1 protein-coding gene is annotated in these 1,310 nt (G+C 43.4%); it reads right to left on the bottom strand.

The window, feature by feature from the left end; translation table 11 throughout:
• Nucleotides 1–83 precede the first annotated feature (83 nt).
• The coding region (locus DFR60_RS31105; protein WP_110326995.1) for a transposase at nucleotides 84–1,310 on the bottom strand (1,227 nt) is incomplete at its 5' end.

Raw genomic sequence — 1,310 nt, 5'->3', positions numbered from 1 at the left:
CTTTATTTTTCGAAACATACAGGAAAAAAGTAGTAAAGAGCGCATACTTCCCCTTACCCCAGCAAACATGCGCTTTCTCCTCTTTAAGCCACTTTCCTGAGTCTCATCTGCTTATTATGGAATTTATAGAGATTGTGACCGATAGAAACCAGAAATAACTCTAATCTTACCCAATCCAGTCCTCTTCTTACAATTCTCTTATACCACCGGTCGTATTTGATGATCCCAAATGTCCCTTCTGCCTGGATTGAGCGGTTCATGCGTAGCAGCGCTCCCTGGATACTCTGAAGATTATCCAATACCTCCTGATGCAGGGCACTTAATTCTGCATTAATCCGCACCGTCCTGTTTTTATCTGTCTTCTTACATGTTTCTGCATATGGGCAGCCACTGCAGTCCTCACAGGTATAGTATTCTTCCTGCCTCCCGTATTGATTTCCCTTCACTGGTTTCCGATAAGCAAAGTGAAATTTCCTTCCGTTTGGACAGATTAGGTATCCCTCTGGATCTGTTTCAAAATTTGCCGCCCGGAACGGATTTTCATGATACTTCTCATCCGTTGTCTCTTTCTTGTACATAGGGAATTTCATGAACTTTTCCATCCCATGCTCCTGACAGAACAGGTAGTTATTGAAGGAGCCATATCCTGCATCCGCTACCGGATATCTCGGATAAAAACCGTATAGCTCATGGAATTTTTCCATCAGAGGGACAAAGCAGTCCATATCGGAACGGTACTGCATGACATCTGCTACGGCAATGTATTCGTCAGCCACTCCAATCTGAATGTTATAGGCGGGAAGGAGCTGGTCATTTCCCATATAGTCCTTTTTCATCCGCATAAAGGCTGCATCATGATCGGTCTTCGCATAACTGTTTCGGTCAGGTCCGCATATCCGAATCTTTTCCACATATTCCGAAAGTTTTTCGATATATTCCTTTAAACGCTCGTAATAACGCTGCTCCTGGCTTTTCCGATGCCCCCGGCCGTGTACAAATGTGGTTTCATCGATATGGCAGAAGATTTCATACCTGGACAAAATGATCTCCAGGCTCTCCGGTGTGTATTCTGTATTTGTTTCGATTTTCAGCCCTGTGTATGCCAGCGTTTCGTTCATTTCTGTAAGCAGTGTGGTAATCTTATCGAACAGACGGTATCTCGATTTTTCCGTGGCTTTTTTCCAAACCCAGGTGTACTTGTTTGCGTTTGCCTCGAATTTTGAACCATCTATATACAAATGCTGCAAATCGATACCTTCCGCTTCCTGGATATAAGAAATGACTGCCTTAAAAATATCCTGTGCAGATTC

It is taken from the genome of Hungatella effluvii, assembly GCF_003201875.1.
In the GTDB taxonomy this organism is placed as follows: Bacteria; Bacillota; Clostridia; order Lachnospirales; family Lachnospiraceae; genus Hungatella; species Hungatella effluvii.
Note: the sequence above shows the minus strand (reverse complement) of the source record. Positions and strands in the feature narration are given on the sequence as shown.